Annotated in this window: 13 protein-coding genes; 6 read left to right on the top strand and 7 right to left on the bottom strand. The window is 59.3% G+C overall.

Annotation, left to right across the window (positions count from 1 at the left end; all coding sequences use genetic code 11):
* Positions 1 to 3: 3 nt before the first annotated feature.
* Both ACA058_RS26925 and yjiA read left to right on the top strand, forming a co-directional pair.
* Positions 4 to 201, top strand: a complete 198-nt coding sequence (locus ACA058_RS26925) for a YbdD/YjiX family protein (RefSeq protein WP_008052036.1) — start codon at positions 4 to 6, stop codon at positions 199 to 201.
* Between the two features lie 123 nt (positions 202 to 324).
* A complete protein-coding gene (yjiA, locus tag ACA058_RS26920; RefSeq protein WP_497636655.1) occupies positions 325 to 1,296 on the top strand; it encodes a GTPase in 972 nt (323 codons plus the stop codon).
* Positions 1,297 to 1,657: 361 nt separating this feature from the next.
* Here yjiA and glyA read toward each other — a convergent pair whose 3' ends face one another.
* Both glyA and ACA058_RS26910 read right to left on the bottom strand, forming a co-directional pair.
* Positions 1,658 to 2,911, bottom strand: a complete 1,254-nt coding sequence (gene glyA / locus ACA058_RS26915) for a serine hydroxymethyltransferase (protein ID WP_497636654.1) — start codon at positions 2,909 to 2,911, stop codon at positions 1,658 to 1,660.
* Positions 2,912 to 3,161: 250 nt separating this feature from the next.
* Positions 3,162 to 6,950 carry a sensor domain-containing protein gene (locus ACA058_RS26910; RefSeq protein ID WP_497640012.1) on the bottom strand — a complete coding sequence of 1,263 codons (3,789 nt, stop codon included), beginning with the start codon at positions 6,948 to 6,950 and terminating at the stop codon, positions 3,162 to 3,164.
* A gap of 344 nt (positions 6,951 to 7,294) precedes the next feature.
* Between ACA058_RS26910 and ettA the strand changes: the two genes are divergently transcribed.
* Both ettA and gdhA read left to right on the top strand, forming a co-directional pair.
* On the top strand, positions 7,295 to 8,959 hold the full coding sequence (gene ettA, locus ACA058_RS26905; protein WP_497636653.1) for an energy-dependent translational throttle protein EttA: 1,665 nt from the start codon (positions 7,295 to 7,297) through the stop codon (positions 8,957 to 8,959).
* A 345-nt stretch (positions 8,960 to 9,304) separates the two neighbouring features.
* A complete protein-coding gene (gene gdhA, locus ACA058_RS26900) occupies positions 9,305 to 10,642 on the top strand; it encodes an NADP-specific glutamate dehydrogenase (protein ID WP_497636652.1) in 1,338 nt (445 codons plus the stop codon).
* Here the strand turns inward: gdhA and ACA058_RS26895 are convergent.
* The 4 genes from ACA058_RS26895 to ACA058_RS26880 all read right to left on the bottom strand — a co-directional run bounded on the left by ACA058_RS26895 (position 10,639) and on the right by ACA058_RS26880 (position 14,191).
* Complete coding sequence (locus ACA058_RS26895) at positions 10,639 to 11,133, bottom strand: GreA/GreB family elongation factor (RefSeq protein WP_497636651.1); 495 nt, start codon at positions 11,131 to 11,133, stop codon at positions 10,639 to 10,641. The genes gdhA and ACA058_RS26895 overlap by 4 nt on opposite strands.
* A 70-nt stretch (positions 11,134 to 11,203) precedes the next feature.
* Positions 11,204 to 11,560 (bottom strand): hypothetical protein, encoded by a 357-nt coding sequence (locus ACA058_RS26890; RefSeq protein WP_497636650.1) that lies wholly within the window; start codon positions 11,558 to 11,560, stop codon positions 11,204 to 11,206.
* Positions 11,561 to 11,752: 192 nt separating this feature from the next.
* Entirely contained in the window at positions 11,753 to 13,606 is a 1,854-nt protein-coding gene (locus ACA058_RS26885; protein WP_497636649.1) for an Lnb N-terminal periplasmic domain-containing protein, read from the bottom strand.
* Between the two features lie 96 nt (positions 13,607 to 13,702).
* On the bottom strand, positions 13,703 to 14,191 hold the full coding sequence (locus tag ACA058_RS26880) for a DUF3015 domain-containing protein (RefSeq protein WP_497636648.1): 489 nt from the start codon (positions 14,189 to 14,191) through the stop codon (positions 13,703 to 13,705).
* A 279-nt stretch (positions 14,192 to 14,470) separates the two neighbouring features.
* Between ACA058_RS26880 and ACA058_RS26875 the strand changes: the two genes are divergently transcribed.
* Entirely contained in the window at positions 14,471 to 16,909 is a 2,439-nt protein-coding gene (locus tag ACA058_RS26875; protein ID WP_497636647.1) for a Lon protease family protein, read from the top strand.
* A gap of 313 nt (positions 16,910 to 17,222) precedes the next feature.
* Positions 17,223 to 17,564, top strand: coding sequence for a PA4575 family protein (locus tag ACA058_RS26870; RefSeq protein WP_497636646.1), 342 nt, complete (start codon positions 17,223 to 17,225; stop codon positions 17,562 to 17,564).
* A 5-nt stretch (positions 17,565 to 17,569) separates the two neighbouring features.
* On the opposite strand, the gene ACA058_RS26865 is transcribed toward ACA058_RS26870, so the two are convergent.
* A complete protein-coding gene (locus tag ACA058_RS26865) occupies positions 17,570 to 19,399 on the bottom strand; it encodes a hypothetical protein (protein WP_497636645.1) in 1,830 nt (609 codons plus the stop codon).
* Between the last annotated feature and the right edge of the window lie 150 nt (positions 19,400 to 19,549).

Genomic DNA, 19,549 nt, shown 5'->3' with positions numbered 1-19,549 from the left:
AGCATGTTCAATGACCTTAGTCGCCTCGGCAAATACCTCGGTCAGGCCGCGCGCCTGATGGTCGGCATGCCCGACTACGACAACTACGTCGAGCACATGCAAAGCAAGCACCCGGACAAACCGGTGATGAGCTACGAGATGTTCTTTCGGGAACGCCAGGAGGCTCGTTACGGTGGCAAGGGTGGGCCGAAGTGCTGTTGATGCACGGCAATTAGGCAAACATTGACTCTGTAGGAGCACGGCTTGCCGGCGATGGCGATCTTTAGGACGCCATCGCCGGCAAGCCGTGCTCCTACAGTTTTTTGCGCATGGGAGATTTCTATTTTGCTCACTCCAATCCCGGTAACGATCCTCAGCGGCTTCCTCGGCGCAGGTAAAACCACGCTGTTGCGCTACCTGCTCAAAGCCGAACATGGCCTGAAAATCGCCGTGATCGAAAACGAATTCAGCGACGCCGGCATCGACACCCAGCTGTTGGGTGACGAGCCGGTACAGGTCATGACGCTGTCCAACGGCTGCGTCTGTTGTACCATCCACACCGACCTGACCAAGGCCCTGTATCTGCTGCTCGAACGCCTCGACAGCGGTGACATCGCCTTCGACCGCCTGGTGATCGAATGCACCGGCCTCGCCGACCCGGCTCCGGTGGCACAAACTTTCTTCATCGACGAGGAGCTGCGCGAGCGCTACATCCTCGACGGCATCATCACGTTGGTGGACGCGGCACACGCCGAACAGCACCTGACCCAGACCATCGCCCAGGCGCAGATCGGTTTCGCCGATCGGCTGCTGGTGAGCAAGCGTGATCTGGTGGACGAACCTGCGTTCACGGCGTTGAGCGAGCGCCTGACCCGTATCAATCGTCGTGCACCGATCCGCGTGGTCGACCATGGCAAGATCGACCTGGCCGAACTGCTCGACGTGCGTGGGTTTAATCTCAACGCCGATCTGGGCGGCGGCGTGAGTTTGCGCCCAGTGGGCCAGGCCCCGTCCATCGACCGTATTTCCAGCCTGGTGCTGCGCACCGAAAAACCGCTGGATATCGACAAGCTCAGCGAGTTCATGAACGAGCTGCTGGAGGAGCACGGCAAGCAACTGCTGCGCTACAAAGGCGTATTGAACATCCTCGGCGAGCCGCGGCGCATGGTGTTTCAGGGCGTGCTGAAGCTTTACGGTTTCGACTGGGACACGGAGTGGGCGGCCGATGAAACCCGTGAAAGCGTGATCGTGTTCATTGCCGATGATTTGCCGCAAGAAAAGATTCGCCAGGGGTTCGCGCGAGTGGCGGCGAGCTAACCGGCAATACGATTCTGACTGGATAGCGGTTGAGCATTCAGCAATACCGCCTCCAGATGCTCCAGATGCTCCAGATGCCGGTTCAGTGACGTCACCGCCATCGCGGCATCCATACGCGTTAGCCTGTCTGCAGTTCGAAGCGGATTCAACTGCTGAGGTTGTCGTCCGGAATGTTCAGTTCGATGCCCATGCGCTGGCCTTCGCGCAAGATCAAGAAACCGTCGAGGTTGAACGAGTAACCGGTGGGAATAGACCGGTCTGACCGGTTGCGCTAGCTTATTAAAAAATCAAATCTTTACGACAGGCAAAAAAAACCGGCCATCACTGGCCGGTTTTTCATGCTGCAGATTTAACGTCGCAATTAAGCGCCGTATACCGGCAGCTTCTTGCAGATGGCTTTAACTTTCTCGCGAACGGCATCGATCACCGCTTCGTTGGAAAGATCTGCCAGGATGTCGCAGATCCAGCCGGCCAGTTCCTTGCACTCTGCTTCCTTGAAACCGCGAGTGGTCACAGCCGGAGTGCCGAAGCGCAGGCCGGAGGTGACGAACGGGGAGCGTGGGTCGTTTGGCACGGAGTTCTTGTTCACGGTGATGAACGCCTTGCCCAGAGCGGCGTCGGCATCTTTACCGGAGATTTCCTGCTTGATCAGCGACAGCAGGAACAGGTGGTTTTCAGTACCGCCGGAAACCACGTCGAAGCCGCGCTCGATGAATACGCTGGCCATGGCCTTGGCGTTTTTCACCACTTGTTGTTGGTAGGCCTTGAACTCAGGTTGCAGCGCTTCCTTGAAGCAGATCGCTTTAGCGGCGATCACGTGCTCCAGCGGGCCGCCCTGGGCGCCCGGGAATACCGCGGAGTTCAGCTTCTTCTCGATGTCGGCGTTGGCGCGAGCCAGGATCAGGCCGCCACGTGGACCGCGCAGGGTCTTGTGGGTAGTGGTGGTCACCACGTCGGCGAATGGCACCGGGTTCGGGTAGACGCCAGCGGCGACCAGACCGGCCACGTGGGCCATGTCGACGAACAGGTAAGCGCCAACCTTGTCAGCGATTTCACGGAAGCGCGGGAAGTCGAGGATCTGCGAGTAGGCAGAGAAACCGGCCACGATCATTTTTGGCTTGTGCTCGACCGCCAGGCGCTCGACTTCGTCGTAGTCGATCAGGCCGTTGGCGTCGATACCGTACTGAACGGCGTTGTACAGCTTGCCGGAGGACGAAACGCTGGCGCCGTGGGTCAGGTGACCGCCATGGGCCAGGCTCATGCCCAGAATGGTGTCGCCCGCTTGCAGCAGTGCCAGGTAAACGGCGCTGTTGGCTTGCGAGCCGGCGTGTGGCTGAACGTTGGCGTAATCGGCGCCGAACAGTTCTTTTGCACGGTCGATGGCCAGTTGCTCAACGACGTCGACGTACTCGCAACCGCCGTAGTAGCGCTTGCCTGGGTAGCCTTCGGCGTACTTGTTGGTCAGTACCGAGCCTTGAGCTTCCATCACCGCAGGGCTGGTGTAGTTTTCCGAAGCGATCAGCTCAATGTGCTCTTCCTGGCGCTGAGCTTCTTGCTCCATGGCGGCAAAGAGATCGGCGTCGTACTTGGCAATAGTCAAATCACGGCTGAACATGGCGGTCCTCAAGGATCGGGGGCAGAAAAGGGAGGCATTCTAACCCAATGGGTTTTGGAAGGCATATGAAACGACATCATGTCGCAGACAAGTGGGCTTCATGAGGGGATTAGCGGTGAATGTGCCGGCCTCATCGCGAGCAGGCTCGCTCCCACAGTAGATCTTCAGCGCTCCAAAAATCTTGTGTACACCCAGATCCCTGTGGGAGCGAGCTTGCTCGCGATAGGGCCATCAGCAGCAACGAAAAACTTCAGTCGAACATGAACAGCGCATCATTGCAGAACTGCCCTTCGAACTGACCCGCTGCCATCGGCCGGCCGAACAGGTAACCCTGGACCTCATCGCAACCGTGTTCCCTGAGGAAATCAAGCTGCTCCTGGGTTTCCACACCCTCGGCGATCACCGCCAGGTTGAGGCTGTGGGCCATGGCGATGATCGCCCGGGCAATCTGCGCATCCTGTTCACCCGACGGCAGGCCGTCGACGAAGGTGCGGTCGATTTTCAGTACGTCGATCGGAAACTGCTTGAGGTAGTTGAGCGATGAATAGCCCGTGCCGAAGTCGTCGACCGCGATGCTCAGGCCAAGGTTTTTCAACCCGGCGAGAATCTGCATGGCTTCGCTGACTTCGCGCATCAGGATACTTTCGGTCAGCTCCAGCTCAAGGCACGCCGGCGGCAGGCCGGTTTCCCTCAGGATGGTGGCAATCCGCGTGCCGAGCTGGCCGTCGGAGAACTGCCGGGTGGAGATGTTCACCGACACCTTCGGCACGCGCACCTTGGCCTGATGCCAGGTCTTGAGCTGACGGCAGGCCTCGCTGATCACCCAGTCGCCGACATCCACCACCAGGCCGAGCTCTTCGAGCACCGGGATGAAATCCCCCGGCGGTACCAGGCCACGGCGCGGATGACGCCAGCGCAGCAAGGCTTCGGCGCCGGTCAGGCGTTTGCCGTCGCCGCTGAACTGCGGTTGGTAATACAGCACGAATTCGTTTTGTTCCAGGGCATGTCGCAAGTCGCTTTCCAGTTCCAGGCGCTCCAGGGCGCTGGCGTTCATGTCCGCCTGATAGAACTGGAAGTTGTTCTTGCCGCGTTCCTTGGCGTGGTACATCGCGGTATCGGCGTTCTTCATCAACTGGCTGAGTTCATTGCCGTCCTGCGGGCTCAGGGCGATGCCGATACTGGCCGTGACGAAGAATTCGCGGCCTTCGAGCACGAAGGGTTTGACCAGGCTGGCGAGGATCTGCTCAGCCACGTGGATCGCCCGGTTCAAGGCGATTTCACGGTTGGCCCGCGGTTGCAGGAGCAAGGTGAATTCATCGCCGCCCATGCGCGCGACCGTGTCGTCGTCGTCGACGCAACCGAGCAGGCGCGTGGCCATTTCCTGGAGCATGCGATCACCGGCGGCATGGCCCAGGGAATCGTTGATCGGTTTGAAGCGGTCCAGGTCGAGGAACATCAACACCACCCAGGACCTCTGCCGTTCAGCCGCTTGCAACGCCGTGTGCAGGCGATCCTGGAACAGCGTGCGGTTGGGCAGGTGGGTCAGGGCGTCGTAGTAGGCAAGGCGGTGAATCCGTTGTTCACTGGCCTTGCGTTCGCTGATGTCGCTGAAGAAACACACGTAACTGGCCAGGTCGCCTTCGTCATCCAGTACCGCGGTAATGCCGACCCAGGCCGGATAATGCTCGCCATTGCGGCGACGCAGCCACACTTCGCCTTCCCAGGTGCTGTGCTGGTTCAGTTGCTTGAGCACGTAGCGCAAATGGGCTTCCTGCTGCTCGTCGACGGTGAGCATGTTCGGCAACTGGTCGAGTACCTGTTCTACGGCATAACCGCTGACACGACTGAACGCTTCGTTGGCCTGGACGATATAGCCGGCCGGGTCGGTGATGAGGATCGCCGAGGTCGAGTGTTCGAATACCGTGGCGGCCATTCGCAGGTCTTTCTCGGCCCGGCGTTGCTGGCTGATGTCGCGACCGACCCCCAGCACGCCTTCGAATGCACCGTGTTCGTCCCAGACCAGCACCAGCCGCAGTTCGATAGGAATCTTGCGTCCGTCGGCGCGCAGGCAGTCGAACAGAAACAGTTGGGTCTGCACCTGACTGCGTAACAAGGCCAGCTGTTCGGGTTTATCCAGCGCTTTGCTGACGCGATCCATCAGGCTGTAGATGCCGCTCAACTGTTGCGGATTGGCAATGGTCGATTGCCAGCCGTTCTGGAAAATCCAATCGACTTCGTAGCCCAGCACCGCCTGCACCGAAGGGCTGACATAGTTGAGCGACATGCGGCTGTCGGTGGAGAAAATCACGTCGCTGATGCTTTCGGCGAGCATTCGGTAGCGCTGCTCGCTGTCGCGCAGCGACTCACTGGCTTCGATCTGCTCAGTAACGTCCTTCGCCACGCCGATGATGCGGGTGACCTGGTCATGCTTGTCCCGCGCCAGTGCCTGCTCGCGAATGTCGAAACACCGCCATTCCCCGTCACGGTGGCGGAAGCGCAGCTGGCACTGCATCAATTGGCTGTAACCGCCTTGCCGCTGGCTCTGGCGCGAGCGGTGGTAATAGTCGGCATCGTCGGGGTGCAGGAGGATTTCCCAGAAGTACTCACCCATCTGTTGCAGTTCAGTGCGGTTGTAGCCCAGCGTCTGGCCCAGATGGTGGTTGCTGAAGAGCATTCGCTGGCTGATCACGTCTTGCACGTAAAGGTGATCGGGCACGGTCCGCACGACGTCGGACCAGAAACCTTCGCGCTCTTGCAGCGACAGCTCGATGAGCTTGCGGCTGGTGATATCGGTGATGCTCAGGATCACCGCCTTGAAGTCATCAGGGTTTTCCGGCAGGCGCAACACCAGCCACAGATGCTGGTCACGACCCGTGGCATCCTGGAGTTTGATTTCCAGTTCAAGCTGTTGCTGTTGCTTGTGCACCGCTTCGAGTACCTGATTGCCGATGGCGCTGCCCTCCACAGGGTCGCCATCGATCAGCAGTTTCCAGACTTGATCACAGGAATTGACGTTAAGCAGTTGCAAGGCGACCTGATTGACCTCGGTAATGCGCAGCTCCTGCAGCAACTGCCGGCGTTGTTCCGGAGCCGCCAGCCATGCTTGCAGTTGCTCGTCGCGCAGCAGCTGGGCCTTGTCGAACACGCTCCGTAGGCCGGACATGTCGAGTACGCACAGTGCCACGCCGGTGCCTTCGAAAATCTCCTGGTAGCGTCGGCGACCTTCGTGCAGCTGTCGCTGGCGACGGCGCATGTTCAGCAGGACGATGAACGGCAGCATGGAAAAGGCCAGGCATAGCAGGCATTTGCCGATGAAAGCCGGCAGCAGTTCTTCGAGCACTCGCTGGCGATCGAACAGCCCGCGTAGTTGCCAGTCGCTGCTGCTCAGCGCAACGGTCAGTACGCTGTTGGCCACATCGTCCTGGGTCAAGGTGCCTGGGTTGACCTGCGGCAACGCCTCCTCGCGGCTGATGATCTGGTGATTGAAGCGGTTTTCCACCAGCCACAGCGGGGCAGTGCCCGTTTCGTGCAGTTTGGTCAGTGAGGCGAAAAAAGTCGGTTTGAAGCGCAACGCCCAATAGCCGCGAGTACTGCCGCTTGCTTGATGCAACAGCAGGTGCACCCGCGAGCCGTCGATGGCGTTGCTGTAATAGTGGGGTTGGGCGCGACTGCGTCGGACCAGTTCCCCCAGATAGTCGGAATCGTCGCTGGTGCCAGCCGTGTCACTGAGGATTCTTCCCGAGGGGCTGAGCAGTGCCAGGCTTAGCAGGTCGGGCAAGGACTTTTGCAATTTGCGCAGCAAGTCCTGCAGCTCGTCAGCATTTTGCGGCTGCTCGACAATCGGTAGCAGGTTGAGGGCGATCTGGGCGTTGAGCGCCATGTTCAGGCTGACTTGTGCTGCCAGGTCGGCAGTGTGGTCGATGGTGGCCTGGCGCTGGCTCTTCTGGGTTTCCCGCAGCTGATCGAGCAGTTGCCAGAACAACAATGCGAGCAGCAGCAACACGAGCATCGCCAAAGCGCCCTTGAGTGTGCCGCGCATGGGCGAGCCGGGTGCAACAGTCGGTGCACGGGTGATCAGGGACGGAGGGACACTGGGCAAACTGTAATCCTGCGGTTTGGCTGGACTGGCGCGACGTGCACTATAAGCCGGACGCCCGAAGGGCAGCTAGCATGCCTTGAGTTGTGGCGAAGTGCCAGTCCCGCTCGGCTGGACTGCCATCTGTCATTAAGGTAGCTTTGCCGGTTACGCGGGAGCGTTCCAGCTCCTAGAATCAGACTTTTTCAGCGCATACGCATTGGCCTCGTCAAGCGTACGACGCGCATGGTCTGGCCGGGCATCGCCTGCGCTCTATTCATTCATCAGTCACTGACCCAAGGTTCTCCATGGCTCAATACGTATTCACCATGCATCGGCTGGGCAAAGTTGTGCCGCCGAAGCGGGAAATCCTGAAAAACATCTCCTTGTCGTTCTTTCCGGGCGCCAAGATCGGCGTACTCGGCCTCAACGGTTCGGGTAAGTCCACCCTGCTGAAAATCATGGCTGGCGTCGACACTGAGTTCGAGGGCGAAGCTCGTCCGATGCCGGAGTTGAACATCGGCTACCTGCCGCAGGAACCGATCCTGGACCCGACCAAGACCGTGCGTGAAGTGGTCGAGGAAGCGGTCAGCGTGATCAAGAACGCCCAGGCTCGCCTGGACGAGGTCTACGCGGCTTACGCTGATGAAGATGCAGATTTCGACAAACTGGCCGCTGAACAGGCCAAGCTCGAAGCCATCCTGCAAGCCAGCGATGGCCATAACCTGGAGCGCCAACTGGAAGTCGCCGCTGATGCACTGCGTCTGCCGGCGTGGGATGCCAAGGTCGAATTCCTCTCCGGTGGTGAAAAACGTCGTGTGGCCCTGTGCCGCCTGCTGCTGTCCGCACCGGACATGCTGCTGCTCGACGAACCGACCAACCACCTGGACGCCGATTCCGTTGCATGGCTGGAGCACTTCCTGCATGACTTCCCGGGCACCGTGGTAGCGATCACGCACGACCGTTACTTCCTGGACAACGTTGCTGGCTGGATTCTGGAACTCGACCGCGGCGCGGGCATTCCTTACGAGGGCAACTATTCGGGTTGGCTGGAAGCCAAGTCCGATCGTCTGGCTGCCGAATCCAAGCAGCAGTCGGCTCACGAAAAAGCCATGAAGGAAGAACTGGAGTGGGTGCGCAAAGGCGCCAAGGCCCGCCAGTCGAAATCCAAGGCACGTCTGCAACGCTTCGAAGAAATGCAATCGCAGGAATTCCAGAAGCGCAGCGAAACCAACGAGATCTACATCCCGGCCGGTCCACGCCTGGGCGACAAGGTCATCGAATTCAAGAACGTCTCCAAGGGCTATGGCGATCGCGTATTGATCGACAACCTGTCGTTCTCCATGCCTAAAGGCGCCATCGTCGGCGTGATCGGCGGTAACGGTGCGGGTAAATCGACCCTGTTCCGCATGCTGATGGGCAAGGAAACACCGGATTCTGGCAGCATCGAAGTTGGCGAAACCGTGCAGCTGGCTTGCGTGGACCAGAGCCGCGAGGACCTGGACGGCAGCAAGACCGTGTTCCAGCAAATCTCCGACGGTTCCGACCAGATCCGCATCGGCAACTACGAGATCCCGTCGCGCACTTACGTGGGCCGCTTCAACTTCAAGGGTGGCGACCAGCAAAAGTTCGTCAAGGACCTGTCCGGTGGTGAGCGCGGTCGCTTGCACCTGGCCCTGACCCTGAAAGAGGGCGGCAACGTCCTGCTGCTCGACGAACCGTCCAACGACCTCGACGTCGAAACCCTGCGTTCCCTGGAAGAAGCCCTGCTCGACTTCCCGGGCGCCGCCATTGTGATCTCTCACGATCGGTGGTTCCTTGACCGCGTCGCGACTCACATCCTGGCGTACGAAGATGATTCGCAAGCGGTGTTCTTCGAAGGTAACTACACCGAGTACGAAGCCGATCGTCGCAAACGCCTCGGCGAAGCGGCTGCCCAGCCGCACCGGGTACGGCACAAGAAACTGGCCTGATCTGGGGTTGGTTGCATGAAAAAGCGGAGCCTTCGGGCTCCGCTTTTTTTCGCGTTTTTTCCGATACACCGAGTTGCGGCCTTCGCGAGCAGGCTCGCTCCCACAGGGTAAGCATTTCACAATGTGGGAGCGAGCCTGCTCGCGAAGGCGGAGTCGTTGGTGGTGCAGAATCCGATATGTGAATCCCTGTTTAGGTGCAAGGGTGGCCGATAATCGGCCTGAATTTATATTCAATGCACCATTTAATTTCATAAATGCGACATTCCGCTCTGTTCCTGTGCGCGACTCGTTTGTTAAAGTCCGGCTCAATTTCTTCCAACGACAAAAATTTGCCGAGACTTTTCCATGATCGAATCCGTCGAATCCTTCCTTGCCCGCCTGAGAAAACGCGATCCGGACCAGCCTGAATTCCACCAGGCCGTCGAAGAGGTCCTGCGTAGCCTGTGGCCATTTCTTGAAGCCAATCCACACTATCTGACCTCCGGCATTCTTGAGCGTATCTGCGAGCCTGAACGGGCCATCGTGTTCCGCGTGTCCTGGGTCGACGATCACGGCAAGGTGCAGGTCAATCGCGGTTTCCGTATCCAGATGAACAGCGCCATCGGCCCGTACAAAGGCGGCCTGCGTTTCCATCCGTCGGTGAATCTGGGTGTCTTGAAGTTCCTCGCCTTCGAGCAAACCTTCAAAAACTCGCTGACTTCATTGCCCATGGGCGGCGGCAAGGGCGGTTCGGATTTCGACCCCAAAGGCAAAAGCGACGCCGAAGTCATGCGCTTCTGCCAGGCCTTCATGAGCGAGCTGTACCGTCACATCGGTGCCGATGTCGACGTGCCGGCCGGTGACATCGGCGTCGGTGCCCGCGAAATTGGCTTCCTGTTCGGTCAGTACAAGCGCCTGAGCAACCAGTTCACCAGCGTGTTGACCGGCAAGGGACCGAGCTATGGCGGCAGCCTGATTCGCCCTGAGGCCACCGGATTCGGTTGCGTGTACTTCGCCGAGGAAATGCTCAAGCGTCGCGGTGAAACCGTCGAAGGCAAACGCGTGGCGATCTCAGGTTCCGGCAACGTTGCGCAATACGCCGCGCGCAAGGTCATGGACCTGGGCGGCAAAGTGATTTCGCTGTCTGACTCTGAAGGCACGCTGTACTGCGAAAGCGGGCTGACCGAGGCGCAATGGCAGGCCGTGCTGGAATTGAAAAACGTCCAGCGCGGACGCATCAGCGAACTGGCGGGTCGATTTGGCCTGGAGTTCCTGGCTGGCCAGCATCCATGGGGGCTCAGTTGCGACATCGCGCTGCCGTGCGCCACGCAAAACGAACTGGATGCCGATGCGGCACATGCGTTGTTGCGTAATGGCTGTACCTGTGTGGCAGAAGGCGCGAACATGCCGACCACCCTCGAAGCCGTGGACCTGTTTATCGAGGCGGGCATTCTGTTCGCGCCGGGCAAGGCGTCCAATGCCGGTGGTGTTGCCGTCAGCGGTCTGGAGATGTCGCAGAACGCCATGCGTCTGCTATGGACCGGAGGTGAGGTGGACAGCAAGCTGCACGCCATCATGCAGTCGATCCATCACGCCTGCGTGCATTACGGTGAGGAGAGTGGCCAGGTCAACTACGTCAAGGGTGCAAACATCGCCGGCTTCGTCAAAGTCGCCGACGCGATGCTCGCTCAGGGCGTGGTTTAACCCGGTTCGATGCGGATGATTTCGATCAGTTGATCGCCGGCCGGGCGGTTCCATAGCACCTCGTCACCCAGTTGCGCCCCGAGCAACGCCCGGCCCAGCGGTGACCCCCAGTTGATCAGGCCGGCAGACGCGTCGGCCTGATCTTCACCGACCAGTTGCACGGTCAGCTCCGTGTCCTGTTCGTCGGCGAATGTCACTCGACTGCCGATCTGCACTTTTTCCGTTGAGCTGGCGGGCGGTACAACCTGAGCGCTTTGCAGGCGCTGGTTGAAATACCTCAAGTCGCGCTGAAGATCTGCTTCTCGCTGCTTGTTGGCCAAATCTCCCTGTGCGCTCCGTCCTCCCAGCAGGTTCTGCAACTCGGCGACCTTCGCTTGTAACTGGGCGAGGCCCGTGGGCGTAACGTAATTGGGCTGCGCGCTGACCTGTCGTTCGACCGGCTGATCGGCTTGCGCGGCGGCACTGTCTTCATTGACGAAAGCCCGGCTCATGGTTTTCTCCCGTTATAGGGTTTGGGCCATGCTCGCAGGCATTTGGTTGCACTGGATGTCTGAAAGCGACTTATGGCGAGCGATAGGCTCGTGCGGCGTCCTGATCCTTCTGTTGTTGCCAGGCTTTGTCACGGTCGTCCCAATGGCGATTGCGATAGTCGTCGCGGTCCTCGCTTTCGCGCATGGCCTGACATTGGCGGAATCCATCGCTCCAGCCTTCGGCGTAGTTTTTGTCCGTGAGATAGCGCGGGACGTTTTTGCGAAACTCGCCGGTGATGGCTCCGGCCGCTTGCCGGCCACTGCTGCAGCCGTCATCGAAACCATCGGCAAAGGCGGGTGGGTAACCCTTGGCGATCAGGTCCTCGTGGGTTGTCTGGCAACCTGCGATCAAGACCAACAAAAAAACCACGCCTGCACAACGCCACATCTTGGACTCCCAAGCCGCAATACGGCCTATAAGGGAAGTCTAGAAGCGGGTTCGTGAGCGGGATGTGAAAGAAAGATCAAAAGATCGCAGCCCCTGTAGGAGCACAGCTTGCTGGCGATGGCCTCCCCTCGGTATGTCTGAATGACCGCGTAGATGCCATCGCCAGCAAGCTGTGCTCCTACAGGTTATGGGTTAGTAGTGATACCACTTCACCTCAAGCATCACTTCATTCTCAGGCGTGGCCAGGTGGCTGAATTCGCGCTGGGCACTCAGGCGTAAACCGAGGTTGCGCGACAATTCCCACTGCTGATTCAGGCTCACGCTGCGGCGTACTTCACCATTGGTGAAGAAATCTCCTTTTGCTTCCAAGCTCAGATTGCCCAGCGGGTTTTTCCACAGCAGGCCTGTGTTGAAACCCGCCGCCGGAGATATGAATTCGGCGAAGTCATTGTTGTGTTCCACGCGCACGGTGCCCAGGGTAAAACCGAGCAGGTTGTCGGCCAGTTGCCAGGTTCCGCCGCCGCCGCCATTGACGTGGCTGACCAGGGTTTCGTCGTCATGCTTGCCCGGCACCCGCTCCAGGCCACCAGTGACCTGCCACGACAGCGGTTGCAGCAACTCGTTGCGCGGGGTCAGGGAGCGAATCGTCGCCAAGTCCAGTTGCTGCACTTGCCAGTCATTACCTTCGTACTGGCGCAGTTTCAGTTGCAGGATTTCGATCTGTGCGCCGAGAGGGAAGCTTTCGGCGTTGTCGTTGAGGTCGTGATAGGCCATGCGCAGGCCGTACTCGCCAAAGGCGCGGTCGCCGCGGGTGCCGACGCCGGCCTGCCAGGTGCGCGATTCGTGGCCATCCTCGGGCAGGCCAGGCTGCGGGATGTCCAGTTCCGGCGCGGGGTTCTGGTTGATCGCCCGCAGCAACTCAAAGCTGCGTTGAGCCCGTTGCGGGTCGCGTTCCTGACCATTGGCGCGATAGCGTTCCAGGCGATAGGCCGCATCGATGATCAGCGCCTGACGGTCACGGGGTTGTGCCTTGAATTCGGACGTTTGCAGTTGCTTCTGGTCGGCGCTGACTTTTAGTACCCACTGTTGTTCTTCATCGGTCAGAGGCTCGGCGCGGCTCAGCAGTTCGCGCTCGCGGGAAGGGCGGTACTGGATGGACTCCACCAAACCCGCCTCTTTCACGGCCTTGACGGTGTCGGTGGGAATGGCAGTCAGTGGGAATTGCTCGGTCAGGCGCAGGCTCGGACGCGCCACTTGCAGCAGTTCCAGCAGGCGATAGGAGCAGTTTTCGTCGAAGAAGAAATAGTCGAACTGAATCTGTTTCAGTTCCCAGACGTGCTCGACCATGCGCGCCGTTTCTTGCTGGGTCAGGTTCAGGCGGTACTCCCACAAGTCACGGTTTTCGAGACTGCGGTATTCCGAGAGTTTTTCCTGATAAGGCACCAGCGCAAACAGTCCCGGATATCCACCCATCAAGCCTTTCCAGGCGTACAGGATGCTGTTGTCGGAGCCCTCGATGTAAGCGCCGAAGTTGATCGCGTAACTGAGCAGCGAGGTCTTGTCGCTTTGTACACCGGCCTGATCAATGCGCAGCAACGTGTGGCCGAACATCGATGACGGGCTGTTCAGGTAGGCCGCCGGAAAGATCATCACCGCGCTGTGGGGCGAGACGTCCTTGAACCATTGCTTGAACTCGGCGCAGGCAAGCGTCGGCAGGTCGGTCAGATTGAGTTGCGCTTTGAGCCAGCGGGTACGTGCCGGGTAAACGCACTGCGCATGCTGTTCGCCAGCACTGGCTGGGGCGTACAACGCTTGCACAGTGGCCGCCAGTTCACGGTCCGGATGTTCGTTACCGTCGGCGGCGACGAAGAATTTTTTGTCGCTGACGTAGCTGCGCCAGCCACCGAGCTTGGCGGTTTCGTAATGACCCAGGGAAATCCAGAAGGGGTCGTTGGCCAGTTGCTGCAAACGTTGAGGATCGATGTGAGGCGCGGCGGACAGCGGGGCGCAGACACAGAGCGCCAGCCAGGCAAGACGTTTGAGCATAAGTGGCAACTTAAGTCGAAAGAAACAAAGACCCAAATTAGGGCAGTTCCAAAAAAACAAAAACCCGCTTCCCGAAAGAAGCGGGGCGGGTCGAGCTTAAGCCTGAGTTGCGTACTTGGCCAGACGAGGATCGCTCTTCAGAACGGCCAGGGTGTTGGTATGCACATCTTCCGCGGTCACGTCAGCCTTGCTGAAGATCTGCTGGAAGTGCTCGTGAGTGACGGCGGCGAAGTGCGCACGGTCTTCCGGCGCCACGCCCAGTACCACGGCGTAGGTGGTCAGCGCTTCGCCCTGACCTTTAGCCATGTCTTCGGACAGCTCGTTCATCATGCCATTCATGGCAATCCAGGATTTGCCGCCATAGGTCAGCGATGCGTTGGTCGAGCAACCGTTGGTACCGGAGGTCATACCAAAAGTTGCATTGCCGGAAGTGCCGTTGGTGGTGGATGCCAGGAAGTGAGCCGGGGTGCCACGCTGACCTTCGAACAGCATGTTGCCCCAACCGCAATCCGGGCCGCCTGGCGCCTGAGCCATGGCGTTGATGGATACAGCGGTGAAGAGAGTACCAAGAAGAATCCGTTTCATAGCTTTGTTCTCTTTATGTGCATACCAATGGACAAGGGTTCTGGCGCCTATCTCGCCAGTTTGGACCGGTTATTAATCCAGTCGCGCAGTTTGGAGTTTAGGCACGATCACAGGGTTCCGTGATTTTTTGCAAAAGATTCACCGCAAACATTGATTTGGCCCCGGCCCGCCTGGGGCTGGTGGTTTGTCTATGCTTTGCCTTTAGGCGCGCCTTGCAAGTGAGGCATGGGCAGCGCCAGAATGCCGCTATCTGCCCCGCCTGATTGTTAAGGAAGCCCGATGCCTGATCCTGTTGCTGCCAGCTTGCGTCTAGCGCCTGAAGCGCTGACCCGTCCGTTTTCCGCTGAACAGTTCAGCTTCTCTACCACCAATGATCTGGAGCCCTTTCGCGGTGTGCTTGGCCAGGAACGCGCGGTCGAAGCCTTGCAGTTCGGTGTGGCCATGCCACGCCCCGGTTACAACGTATTCGTCATGGGCGAACCCGGCACCGGTCGCTTCTCGTTCGTCAAACGCTACCTGAAGGCCGAAGGCAAACGCCTGCAGACTCCGGCGGACTGGGTCTACGTCAATAATTTCGATGAGCCGCGCGAACCGCGCGCCCTGGAGTTGCCGTCGGGCACCGCCGGTGCCTTCATCGGTGACATCAACATCTTGATCGACAATCTGCTGGCGACCTTTCCGGCGGTGTTCGAGCACCCGTCCTACCAGCAGAAAAAAAGCGCCATCGACCGCGCCTTCAATCAGCGCTACGACAAGGCGCTGGACGTGATCGAACGCCTGGCCTTGGAAAAAGAGGTCGCGCTGTACCGCGACAGCAGCAATATCGCATTCACTCCGATGCTCGAAGGCAAGGCGCTGGACGAGGCGGAATTCGCCCAGTTGCCGGAAGCCGAGCGCGAGCGCTTCCACGAGGATATTTCCAATCTCGAAGAGCGCCTGAACGAGGAACTCGCCAGCCTGCCGCAATGGAAGCGCGAGTCGAGCAATCAACTGCGCCATCTCAACGAAGAAACCATTACCCTGGCCCTGCAGCCATTGCTGTCGCCGTTGTCGGAGAAATACGCCGAGAACGCGGCGGTGTGCGGTTACCTGCAAGCGATGCAGGTGTATTTGCTCAAGACCGTGGTCGAGCAATTGGTCGACGACAGCAAGACCGATGCGGTCGCCCGCAAGCTGCTGGAGGAGCAATACGCGCCGAGCCTGGTGGTCGGGCATTCGGCCAGCGGTGGTGCCCCCGTCGTGTTCGAGCCGCATCCGACCTATGAGAACCTGTTCGGCCGCATCGAATACAGCACCGACCAGGGCTCGCTCTACACCACGTATCGGCAACTGCGACCGGGTGCGTTGCACCGGGCCAACGGCGGTTTCCTGATCCTTGAAGCGGATAAAATGCTCGGCGAGCCGTTCGTGTGGGACGCGCTGAAGCGTGCCCTGCAATCGCGCAAACTGAAAATGGAATCGCCACTGGGCGAGATGGGCCGTTTCGCGACCGTCACCCTGACGCCGCAGCACATTCCATTGCAGGTCAAAGTCGTCATCATCGGGGCCCGCCAGCTCTACTACACGCTGCAAGACCTCGATCCGGACTTCCAGGAAATGTTCCGCGTCCTGGTGGATTTCGATGAAGACATTCCGATGGTCGACGAGAGCCTGGAGCAGTTCGCCCAGTTGCTCAAGACCCGTACTTCCGAGGAGGGCATGGCGCCGTTGACCGCCGATGCGGTGGCGCGCCTGGCAACATACAGCGCGCGCCTGGCCGAGCATCAGGGACGGTTGTCGGCGCGCATCGGCGATCTGTTCCAGCTGGTCAGCGAGGCGGATTTCATTCGTCACCTGGCCGCGGATGAAATGACCGACGCCGGTCACATCGAGCGAGCACTCAAGGCCAAGGCCACCCGTACCGGACGCGTGTCGGCGCGGATTCTCGATGACATGCTGGCGGGGATCATCCTGATCGACACCGCGGGCGCGGCGGTCGGCAAGTGCAACGGCCTGACCGTGCTGGAAGTCGGCGACTCGGCCTTCGGTGTACCGGCGCGGATTTCCGCCACGGTGTATCCCGGCGGCAGCGGCATCGTCGACATCGAGCGCGAGGTCAACCTCGGTCAACCGATCCACTCCAAAGGGGTGATGATTCTCACCGGTTACCTGGGCAGCCGTTACGCCCAGGAGTTTCCGCTGGCGATCTCCGCGAGCATTGCGCTGGAGCAGTCCTATGGCTACGTCGATGGTGACAGTGCTTCCCTGGGCGAGGCGTGTACCCTGATCTCGGCATTGTCGAAAACCCCGCTCAAGCAGTGCTTTGCGATTACCGGCTCGATCAACCAGTTCGGTGAAGTGCAGGCCGTAGGCGGCGTCAACGAGAAGATCGAAGGTTTCTTCCGTCTCTGCGAAGCCCGCGGGCTGACTGGCGAACAGGGGGCAATTATTCCCCACGCCAACGTTGCCACGCTGATGCTAGACGAGAAAGTGCTGGCCGCCGTGCGCGCCGGTCAGTTCCACGTCTACGCCGTGCGTCAGGCCGACGAGGCGCTGAGCCTGCTGGTGGGCGAGCCGGCGGGCGAGCCGGATGAAAATGGCGAGTTCCCTGAAGGCAGCGTCAACGCACGGGTGGTGGAGCGCCTGCGGGTGATCGCGGAGATGATCAGCGATGATGATCTGAAAGAGGCCGAAAAGGAAATGGCGGTCGAGGCGCTGGTGGAGGCCAAGCCGGCCTGACATAAACCGCCGCCCCCTGTAGGAGCAAAGCTTGCTCGCGATGACGGACTGACATTCAAAAAATTATTATGAATGAGCGACCGCTATCGCGAGCAAGCTTTGCTCCTACAGGTTTTTGGGTGGTATCGAAATTCAAAAGTGCCATCACTCTGGCGCCAATATTCACACAGTGACCATTCGGCGCCTTCTAGTCTTACTTGACGTGCTAGTCAGACTTTTCCTCTATTCTCTGCTCAAGGATATCGACAGTATCACTGGATCGAGACAGCCTTCCCGTGAAGGCTGAATACCGGATCTACCGAGGGTCGCCGCCATGCCGCGCAACCTCTGCCTAACTCGTCAATGTCTAGGTCTTGTGACCCGTATCGAATGCGCCATCCGCCCCCTGGCGGGCGATACGGGGATGTGGACCTTGCTCTTCGCCGCCGGAATGGCCGGTGAACAACCTTCAGCCATTAAAGCCCAAGGCCCGTTTCATGGTCCTTTTGTGGCCGAATCCATCCTCGATACCATCGTTGAAAGCCTGACCCTGCACGGCTATGAACTGGCCGATGACCCGCAGATCTGGTGCCTGCATCTGCAAGCCCAGTTGCGGGAAATCAACGGTGGCCGTTGTCGTAACGTGGGTGGCTTCGAGTTCCGGCCCGAACACTGACAGCGCTATTGGGCCTGGCTGGACATGTCAGCCTTGTCGAGCTTGACCTCAAAACCGTATTGCACGGTGGCGAGGTCAGTTCGTTGATAGGTTTCCAGGCGCGTGGGTTGCCCGTAGAAGTAATGCACGGCGAATAACGCGGGGCCTTCTGTGCTCGCGTCATGGCTGACCGCAAGAATTTCCTTCAGATAATTGCCGCTGTCATCCTTGGCAAAAAAACGCCAGTCCTGATCGGGAAACACTTTCGAATCCACCACCAGTGCATTGCCCTTGAGTTCAAGCCCCTTGGGCAATCGATGGGCATCGAAGGTCTGCTTGTCGACGGTGGCCAGAAACAGCGGGATGGAACCGACCACAAAGGCCGGCGTTTGTGGAAACAGGTTCAGGTCGTAGGTGATGGTGCCGCGCAGGGGGTCGACCTCATATGCCTCTGTTGGCAATTCGATCGGCTCATCGCGGTTGCCGTTACTGTCTTCGGTGAAGAAGCTGACCGGGCTATCGCCCGGGTTGAAAGAGGTACCCAGCAGTTCATCATTGAAGCTGCGCAGGTGGGTGAACTCGACGCGCGCAGCGCTGGGGTCCTCGACCGATTGATTGATCCTGACACCTTTTTTCAACTGATCCTCTGTCAACGTCGCGCCCTTGAGCCAGGCCGGGGCGTTGTCGTCATACACCACCACCGGCAAGTCCAGCGGCTGGATGGTTTTCGCCGTGGTATGGCGGTCGAAGCGGCGTACCGGCAGGTCCAGATCCTTGCGGGTCAGGGTAACGCTGGAGAAATCCAGCAGGCTGATTTCAAGGGTTTCGATGGTCCCGTTGAAATACACCTTGGAGTAGTGGCGTTTCTGTTGTTTCTCGAAGGTTCGCTGCTCTTCATTGAGCTGTTTTTCCAGCGACTCGCTCCAGTGCGTCTGTTGCTGCATCTTCGTCAGCTGCTTCTGGTAGAAGGCAATTTGCGCGGCGGTCTCATTGATCGAGCCTGAGCGCGACAGAAACTGCCCGGTGGCATCCCTGGCCTGGACGATCAGCGGATTCAACGGTGTTTCAGCGATCTCGGGGGCCAGCGGTGCACTGTTGCTGAACTCGATTTCGGCGTAGTTGTCCGCAAGTTTCAATAAGGTGACGCTCAAATTATCATTGGTGCGGGTCTGGCCGATGTCCTTTTTCGTCAGGTCGAAGCTGTAGAGCCGGCGCGGTGCAATGACTTCCACCTTGCCTTGCAGGCTTACCGGTTGTGGCTGGTTCTTGATATCGACGTCCAGGCCTTCAATGAACGGATAGGTCACGGTCAGGTCGTCAGGGTTGGTCACGTTGGAGCTCGATGGGCTCAGTTGAATGCCTGGGTCGGTTTCCGACCATTCCGGCTGGAAGGGAATGACCCGTTTGTTGCTCAGGGTGACCGACTGCCATTGCAGGCCATGGGGGAACAGAAACGCCGCCGGGATGCTGAAGTTGAAGGGAAACACCGGTTGCAGGTCCGTCAGGTAGTCGGAGCTGGAGTCTTTGTGCAGGACGAACAGGCCGTTGATGTAGGTGTCGACCAGGGCCTGTGGCGTTGGGTAGTGTTTGAGCACGGCGAGGGCGTCTTCGCCGTACTCGGTTTCCACGGGTTTGCTGTCGAGTTTGAGTTGCGCGCGCTCGAGCAACAACAGCGAGCCGCCCAGTTCGGCCACCGCATCCTTGAGCTTCGGGTCCTCGATGGCATCCAGGGACTTCTCGAACTGCGCAGTCTTTTCCTCGAGGCTGACCTGACGCTTCTCGTCGCTGGGCGAGCAGGCGCTGATCAGCAGAGCCAGGCAAATCCCGGCACTCGTTAACGGCAATCGCCCATCCATTTCCAGTCTTCCTGTCCGATGTCATTTTGCTGTCAATGGCTTGGACACTAGCAGAAAAAATTGGACACACACGCGCAGGTGGCGGATTTTTCGATGGTTTTGGCTGTAACGGGCGGCTGTTATACTCGCGGCCATTTCCAGTCCACATGT

The organism is Pseudomonas sp. LBUM1649 (genome assembly GCF_059716155.1).
The sequence above is the reverse complement of the archived record's forward strand: the minus strand, read 5'-3'. Positions and strand labels throughout refer to the sequence as shown.

What these genes read in the sequence shown, in the direction of transcription:
- ACA058_RS26865 (WP_497636645.1), bottom strand. Translation starts at nt 19,399, where the DNA reads ATGGATGGGCGATTGCCGTTAACGAGTGCCGGGATTTGCCTGGCTCTG.
- ACA058_RS26875 (WP_497636647.1), top strand. Translation starts at nt 14,471, where the DNA reads ATGCCTGATCCTGTTGCTGCCAGCTTGCGTCTAGCGCCTGAAGCGCTG.
- ACA058_RS26910 (WP_497640012.1), bottom strand. Translation starts at nt 6,950, where the DNA reads ATGCGCGGCACACTCAAGGGCGCTTTGGCGATGCTCGTGTTGCTGCTG.
- ACA058_RS26925 (WP_008052036.1), top strand. Translation starts at nt 4, where the DNA reads ATGTTCAATGACCTTAGTCGCCTCGGCAAATACCTCGGTCAGGCCGCG.
- ACA058_RS26870 (WP_497636646.1), top strand. Translation starts at nt 17,223, where the DNA reads ATGCCGCGCAACCTCTGCCTAACTCGTCAATGTCTAGGTCTTGTGACC.
- ACA058_RS26890 (WP_497636650.1), bottom strand. Translation starts at nt 11,560, where the DNA reads ATGTGGCGTTGTGCAGGCGTGGTTTTTTTGTTGGTCTTGATCGCAGGT.
- ACA058_RS26895 (WP_497636651.1), bottom strand. Translation starts at nt 11,133, where the DNA reads ATGAGCCGGGCTTTCGTCAATGAAGACAGTGCCGCCGCGCAAGCCGAT.
- ettA (WP_497636653.1), top strand. Translation starts at nt 7,295, where the DNA reads ATGGCTCAATACGTATTCACCATGCATCGGCTGGGCAAAGTTGTGCCG.
- glyA (WP_497636654.1), bottom strand. Translation starts at nt 2,911, where the DNA reads ATGTTCAGCCGTGATTTGACTATTGCCAAGTACGACGCCGATCTCTTT.
- ACA058_RS26880 (WP_497636648.1), bottom strand. Translation starts at nt 14,191, where the DNA reads ATGAAACGGATTCTTCTTGGTACTCTCTTCACCGCTGTATCCATCAAC.
- ACA058_RS26885 (WP_497636649.1), bottom strand. Translation starts at nt 13,606, where the DNA reads ATGCTCAAACGTCTTGCCTGGCTGGCGCTCTGTGTCTGCGCCCCGCTG.
- gdhA (WP_497636652.1), top strand. Translation starts at nt 9,305, where the DNA reads ATGATCGAATCCGTCGAATCCTTCCTTGCCCGCCTGAGAAAACGCGAT.